This window comes from Clostridioides sp. ZZV15-6598 (assembly GCF_020657705.1).
In the GTDB taxonomy this organism is placed as follows: domain Bacteria; phylum Bacillota; class Clostridia; order Peptostreptococcales; family Peptostreptococcaceae; genus Clostridioides; species Clostridioides difficile_F.
The window spans coordinates 1-7,765 of sequence record NZ_JAGWCS010000164.1; the positions used below are offsets into that span (position 1 = coordinate 1).

The following is a 7,765-nucleotide window of genomic DNA, read 5'->3' on the forward strand; positions in this document are numbered from 1 at the left end:
ATATAAATTAGATTAATAAAATAGTTCGTCAAAATAATTTATTTATTTGAACTTATTGTTTAAGTTTATAAATTTTGTATAAAATAAAATTATGTTATTAATTTTTAGCAATAAAATTTTTACTAGGAGAGATATATGAAAAGAAATAGTATCAATATAGCAGTAACAGCAGTTGTTACATCAATTTATGCAGTTTTAACTTTATCATTAGGATTTATAAGTTATGGGCCAATACAATTTAGGATAGCCGAGATTATGATGCTTCTAGCATTTTTAGATAAGGGATATATAGTAGGTCTTACATTGGGTTGCTTTTTAGCAAATGTAATAGGTCCATATGGTGTACCTGATATAATTTTTGGAACATTTGCCACATTTATAAGTGCAAGTTTAGTCTATATTACTAGAAAGTTAGGAGGTCAAAATAAAAGCACATTAATTATAGCTTCTATATGGCCTACTATCATAAATGCAATTGTAGTTGGACTAATGTTAAATATATTTTTTGGACTTCCTTTAATATTATCGATGATACAAGTAGGTTTTGGAGAATTTGTAGTAGTAACATTGGTAGGAGTACCATTCTTTTGTTTTTTAATGAAGAAATATAGAAATATCATTGACATTAAGTTTTAGAGTGCAGAACATTATTTTGTAGATTAAAAATTAGTGTGGATTAAGAATAGTATTATTATAAGGGGGATTTTATTTGTCAAAGATAAAGAGATTAACTGATGTTTGGACATATATTAATGATAGACAAAAGTTTACAATCAAAGAGTTGTCAGAGAAGTTTAATCTTTCAACTAAAACTATTCAACGATATTTAATAGAATTAAATAAAATGGGACTTCCAATTCAAGCAGAAAAAGGTAGAAATGGAGGTTATAGAGTATTAAATAACAGCTATATACCTCCTGTTGTATTTACAGAAAAAGAAGTTATGTCTATAGTTTTTGCATTTAAGGCACTACAAGTTTACAATTTTTCACACATAAAAAAAGAAATTGATTCTATAATTGAAAAAATAAATTATAATCGTGAGAGTAGTGCAAAAATAGGTATAAACAACATTGAAAAATATATTGAGTTTATAGCTAATTATAAAAATATTGATATCAATATTGTGACTGAATTTTTCAAGGCTTCATCAAACTCTTGTGTTTTAAATATTAAATATAAATCTGGAAATCAGTTGCTAGAGAAAAAAATATGCCCAATAGGTATATATTTAAATGAAGGATTTTGGTTTTCACCAGTGTATGACTATGAAAGTGATAGTATCATAATAATTCGTATAGATAAAGTATTAGAAATTAAAAAAGTAGGAGAATGCAAAAAGGAATATATAAGTTTGAAAAAATGGCTAGATACAGTATATAGTAAGTTAAATGAAAACATATCAATTCTTCAAGAAACTAGTGAAGTCATTCACTTACATATATTACTGACAAAAGAAGGTGTTTCTAAAATAAAGCATGATTTTTTAGATTCTAATGTAGAATTAAATGAAGATGGAAGTGGAGCAATTGATGGATTTATAAAGTATGAAGAAATAGATTGGTGTATATCTACATTATTTTCAATAGGAAAAGATGCTAAAGTTATAGAACCAAAATTTATAAATAAATTGCTTTGTGATAAGGTTAAAGAGTTAAAATATTTTTATGAAGAAAATATGATATAATATTTAAAAATGTTAAAATTAAATAATTATTAAGGAGATTATCTTTAGTTAATAAAAACACAGATAAATATAGTTATTTATAGTAAATTATAGTCAAGAGGTGATTATATGAAAAACAATAACTATAAACCAAAAGAGTTTGCAGAGTTAATTAATATTTCAGTCAGAACTCTGCAACGTTGGGATGTTGAATGGAAATTAAAGGCTTTTAGAACTCCAACAGATAGAAGATACTACACCTATGAACAATATTTAGAATATAAAGGAATACATAAAGAACAAGTAAATAGAAAAATAGTTATTTATACAAGGGTTTCAACTTCTAATCAAAAAGATGATTTAAAAAATCAAGTAGACTTCCTTAGACAATATGCAAATGCTAAAGGAATAATAGTAGATGAAGTTATTGAAGTGGGCTAAACTATAATCGTAAAAAGTGGAATAAGCTAATTGATAGTTGCATGACTAATGAAGTAAATACAATTATTATAACTCATAAAGATAGATTTATTCGATTTGGTTATGAGTGGTTTGAAGGATTTTTAGTTAAGTTTAATGTAAATATTATAGTAGTTAATAACGAAAGTCTTTCACCACAAGAGGAATTAGTTCAAAATATAATTTCGATACTTCATATATTTAGTTGTCGCATATATGGATTAAGAAAGTATAAGAAAAAGATTAGAGAGGGTGAAGAAGTTGAAAAGAGCATACAAGATAGAAATTAATCCTACTCAAGAACAAAAATCTAAAATACATCAAACGATTGGTGTTAGTAGATTTATATATAACTTCTATATTGCTCACAATAAAGAAGTTTATGAGAGTAAAGGTAAATTTATAAGCGGTATGGATTTTTCTAAATGGTTAAATAATGAATATATTCCTAATAATCAAGATATGAAATGGATTAAAGATGTATCTTCTAAGGCTACAAAACAAGCTATTATGAATGGAGATAAAGCCTTTAAAGATTTCTTTAAAAAAACTAAAGGTTTTCCTAAATACAAGAAAAAGAAAAATCAAGATGTTAAAGCGTATTTTCCAAAGAATAACAAAACTGATTGGACTATTGAAAGGCATAGGGTCAAAATACCTACTCTTGGTTGGGTAAGACTAAAAGAATTTGGCTATATACCAACAAATTCAATAGTTAAAAGTGGTACAGTAAGTCAAAAATCTAATAGATACTATGTATCTATATTAGTTGAGGAAGATGATATTCAAGTATCTAAATGTACTAATGAAGGAATAGGTATTGACTTAGGAATTAAAGATTTTGCAATATGTTCAAATGGAAGTAAATTTAAAAATATAAACAAGACTTCAACTATCAAAAAAGTTGAAAAGAAATTAAAAAGAGAACAAAGAAAACTTTCAAGAAAATATGAGAGTTTAAAAGTAAGAAATAAAAATATAAAAGAAGGAGTAGCTACTCGTCAAAATATCCAAAAACAGGTAGGCAAAATACAAAAAATTCATCAAAGATTAGCTAATATAAGAACTGATTATATTAATAAAACAGTATTTTCAATAACAGAGCAAAAGCCAAGCTATATAACTATTGAAGATTTAAATGTTAGTGGAATGATGAAGAATAAGCATTTATCAAAGATGATATCAAATCAAAAGTTCTTTGAATTTAGAACTGAACTAACTGCTAAGTGCAAACAAAATAATATAGAACTTAGAGTAGCTGATAGATGGTATCCATCATCAAAGACTTGTAGCCAATGTGGTAAGGTTAATAAAGGTTTAAAACTTAAAGATAGAGTGTACAAATGTGAATGTGGATTATCTATTGATAGAGATTTAAATGCAAGTCTTAATCTTAAAAATGTTAAAAAATATAAGATAGCTTAAAATCAGAGTGATTAGCCCACAAGTGGCTTAAAAGCACTTATATATGTACGGAGGGCTAACTTCGGAATTTAAGCCTTTGGAGAACTATACCAAATCGTAGTAGCTTAGGCAAGGCGAGGTTCAGTGAAGAAGGAAAAATCTCGATATGGATATATTTGACCATATTTTGAGTAGCAGATACATATTATAATGAAAAATGTTAATAAGAATGCTAAGATAATTGGTATTGGAGTAGAAGGTATTAGTATAATAAATGAAATAGAAGAAAAAGTAAAAATAAATATGGATATAGAAAAAATTACTATGAATCAAGCTGTTGAAAAAGAATATGTTAGAAGTCTTTTAGATGGAGTTGATATATTATTTTTAGCATATTCAACTGAAGATAAACAAAGTAGAGAAGTTATAAAAGCCATTTCATATATGTCTAATGAAAGAAGAATTTTATCTATAGGTATAAATTATTCAGAAGAAGAAAATAAAGATGACTTAGGAATTAATAGAGAATTTAAAGTCAATGAAAATAGTATTTTAAAATTTATTGATTTGATGAATGTCATGATAGAGTCTATTTCAGATTCTTGTATGATAAATATAGATATAACTGATTTAAAGGAAGCTATTATAAGTGATAAAGGGATTAAGTATTCTTTTGAGGAATTTGAAGATTCAAAAAAGCACACTGAAATAGTAGACATTTTATTTGAAAATATGGAATGTTTTGGTGAAGAATTTATTGGGAAAAAAGGTATAGTTTTTGTTGAAGGAAATGATAAATTTTCACTAGTTGAATTAAATGATTTGATGAATAATATTCAAAATAAGGCAGAAGAAAGCTATGAAATGATATTTTCTTTATACTTAAAAGAAAATTTAGATGGAAAGATTAAAGTGGGAATATTATATAATTAATGTATTTTAGATATTAAGGAGAAATATATGTCTGAAAATATAAATGTTACAGAATATTGGTTGATGGAAGAATTTTTTTATCAAGAAACAGATACACCACAAGTTTTTAAAGAAGAAAGCATAATTGCATTGGGATTTGATATAAAAATAAATTTAAAAAAAGTACTTGATATGGGAAAAAAATCCGAAAAATACATCAATGAGAACTGTAATGACAAAGATTTTATAAAAAAATTTATGTCAGTTAAAAAAGGAGATTATTTTCTATATAAGGCATATCAAAATGTAAAAGGAAAAATTAAGTATAGTGTCCTTATTGGCATTGTTGAAGAAAGTTTTGAAAATGGTTATGAATTAAGTCATATTTTGGGTCATACATTACCTGTAAAATGGATGTATACATTTGATACAGTTTTAAATTGTAAAATATATACTAGTGAGTTTTATAAATTAAATAATGAAGATATAAATACATATATAGACATTATTAAATTACAAGATAATAAATCATTAAAAAAAAGAATAGAAGAAAGTGACAATAATAAATGGTACCTAAAAAACTATTATTATATAGATGTAGATAAGTGTGTAGAGAATGAAGAACTGTTTATTCAACCTACTAACTTAGAACAATTAGAAAACTTGAAAAATATAAATACAGATGATTATATTCTAGTATATAATAGCGAAAAAGTAATTTACGAAAATGACCATACAATGAAAAGTTTATTTGGTGTTTGTCAAGTTAAAGAAGGTTTTGATAAAGATAAAATGACTACTTCAGAAGGGGGGTATTTTTTACCTGTAGAATGGATAGAAAATGAAAAAGAGAGTATTGATGGAAATGCATGGGTTATCTTTGAAAATAATAATTTAGTTGAAAAATATATAAAAAGATATACTAACAAAATTCCGTTAAATACCATACTTTATGGTCCACCAGGGACTGGTAAAACATATAACGCAAAACAAATAGTTTATAATTTAATAAATGAAACTAGTTTGAAAAATAATGATTGTACAAGTTATGCAGATTATAAAGAGAATGTAGAATTTTGTACTTTTCATCAATCATATGGATATGAAGAATTTATAGAAGGTCTCAAGTCTGATGGTGAAGGTAATTTTAAGCCAGAAGATGGTATATTGAAGGATATAGCTATAGAAGCATGTTATGATGGGTTGAAACTTGAAAAGAAGCTAAATTTTGAGCTAGAAAAAGATACTTTAACTCTAGAAGATATAAAGTCAAGAAAAAAGATGTTGGTGCTTGATAATATAGAAGATGTTGAAAACTTTAATTTTGAAGAATCAGAAAACTATATTTTAATAATAGATGAAATCAATAGAGGGAACATATCTAAAATATTTGGAGAGTTAATAACATTATTAGAAGATGATAAAAGACTTACGAAATCAAATCAAACTATTGTCAAACTACCATATTCAAAAGAAAAATTTTCTTTACCTCCAAATTTATATATAATTGGTACTATGAATACATCAGACAAATCAATAGCTCTTTTAGATATAGCTTTGAGAAGAAGGTTTGATTTTGAAGAAATTATGCCAGTCTATGATTTACTGCCTGTTGTAGATGGAATAGATGTTAAAAATATGCTATACACAATCAATAAGAGAATAGAGTTTTTATATGATAGAGACCATGTTATTGGACAGGCTTACTTATTAAATGTAGAAAATATTGATGATATAGTAGTAGTGTTCAGAAAAAAAATAATACCACTTCTTCAAGAGTATTTCTATTATGACTCAGAAAAAGTAGGACTTATTTTAGGTGGTATAGGTAAAAATGAAAAGGATAAATATATTGTTTATAAGGAAGAAATCACAGCATCTAAATTATTTAAAAATAATAATTCATCAATAATGGAAAGTAAAGTTAATTATTTTATAAAACGAAATATATCTATTGAGGAGTTAAAAAATATATATGAGTAAAAATATATATGTAAAGGAAACTTATGAATGGATAAAAGTAGGCAATGGTGAAAATGAGCTTACAGAAACTGAATATGAAAGATTACTTAAATATTTGGATAATAATAACGATGTATTGAAGAGTAATATAATAGATATCAGATATAAAAAACTGAGATTCATAAATTATGTAGGTGTTATATGTTTTGAAAATGTAATATTGGAGATACTTCCAAAGCTGTCATTAAGTAATAATATTGTAAAAGATAGAGAAATGCTATTACAAATGCTTTCTACATGTAATAAGATTCCAATTATAATGAACGAAAATACAAAATCAAGTTTAAAAAATTATAATCTCATGAATTTTTTTGTTATGTATTTTATTGAAAGTATGCAAATGCAAATTAAGAGAGGGCTTTATTTTGAATATATAAATAAGATAGATAATTCAAATGTTGTAAAAGGTAAGATATTACTAAGTAAATATGCAAGAGAAAAAAATATATCTCCAATGAAAATAAAATGTGAATATGATGAGTATAGCGAAAATAATTTTTTGAATCAAGTTTTAAAAAAGGCATGTGTATCTATTTTATGTAGAATAGATGATAATTTAATTCAAAATAAGATAAAAAAAATTTTGAGTTATTTTTATAATGTGGATTTAATTTATATAAATAGAGATGAACTATTAGATTATAAATTTTATAAAAATAATGATAGATTTAAAGATTGTTACTCATTGGCCAAACTTATACTTTTAAATTTATCGATGGATAACAGCGAAAATAATCAAGATTCATTTTCTATATTATTTGAAATAAATATTTTATATGAAGAATATATAGGAAACTTAATAAAGAGTATATGGAATAATGAATTTAGAGAAACATATATACAAGATAAAAGTAAATTCCTTTTAAAAAATGAACAAACGGGAAAGAAAACTTTTAATTTAAGGCCTGATATAGTTTTATATGATTCAAAATATGAATCTGAAATCATAATTGATACAAAATGGAAAGCTATTGAAGTGGATTCAAATATTTTCTATAGGTCAAGTGATATATATCAAATGTATGCATATATAACATCTTATGAAAATGCAAAAAGATGTATATTATTATATCCTTGTATCAAAAAAGATAAAAATTACAGCTCATGGAAATTATTGGAGTCATTTAAAGGTAAATTTATAGAAGCAAAAACTGTAAGATTGGATGATATAAAAAACACCATAACTGATTTGAAAAAAATAATTTTTAATTATAAATTTTAAAAATAAGAATTATAAAAATAATAAAAATACATTGTATAAAGCAATAAATAATTTTATAGCATGCAAGAACTATATAAAAG

6 protein-coding genes and 1 pseudogene are annotated in these 7,765 nt (G+C 24.6%); all 7 read left to right on the forward strand.

The window, feature by feature from the left end; all coding sequences use genetic code 11:
• Positions 1–135 precede the first annotated feature (135 nt).
• The 7 genes and pseudogenes from KGF50_RS19175 to KGF50_RS19205 all read left to right on the forward strand — a co-directional run bounded on the left by KGF50_RS19175 (position 136) and on the right by KGF50_RS19205 (position 7,685).
• A complete protein-coding gene (locus tag KGF50_RS19175; protein ID WP_227849542.1) occupies positions 136–636 on the forward strand; it encodes a QueT transporter family protein in 501 nt (166 codons plus the stop codon).
• A gap of 73 nt (positions 637–709) precedes the next feature.
• On the forward strand, positions 710–1,687 hold the full coding sequence (locus KGF50_RS19180) for a WYL domain-containing protein (protein ID WP_227849543.1): 978 nt from the start codon (positions 710–712) through the stop codon (positions 1,685–1,687).
• Between the two features lie 108 nt (positions 1,688–1,795).
• Positions 1,796–2,415, forward strand: a pseudogene (locus KGF50_RS19185) (IS607 family transposase).
• The gene (locus KGF50_RS19190) at positions 2,387–3,550 is read left to right on the forward strand and encodes a transposase (RefSeq protein ID WP_227849544.1); all 1,164 of its coding nucleotides are present in this window, start codon (positions 2,387–2,389) and stop codon (positions 3,548–3,550) included. The pseudogene KGF50_RS19185 and the gene KGF50_RS19190 overlap by 29 nt, the downstream one beginning before the upstream one ends.
• Positions 3,551–3,739: 189 nt before the next feature.
• Entirely contained in the window at positions 3,740–4,462 is a 723-nt protein-coding gene (locus KGF50_RS19195) for a cell division protein (protein WP_227849545.1), read from the forward strand.
• 27 nt (positions 4,463–4,489) lie between these two features.
• Positions 4,490–6,424 carry an AAA family ATPase gene (locus tag KGF50_RS19200; RefSeq protein ID WP_227849546.1) on the forward strand — a complete coding sequence of 645 codons (1,935 nt, stop codon included), beginning with the start codon at positions 4,490–4,492 and terminating at the stop codon, positions 6,422–6,424.
• Positions 6,417–7,685, forward strand: coding sequence for an McrC family protein (locus KGF50_RS19205; RefSeq protein WP_227849547.1), 1,269 nt, complete (start codon positions 6,417–6,419; stop codon positions 7,683–7,685). Before KGF50_RS19200 ends, KGF50_RS19205 begins: the two co-directional genes overlap by 8 nt.
• Positions 7,686–7,765 lie beyond the last annotated feature (80 nt).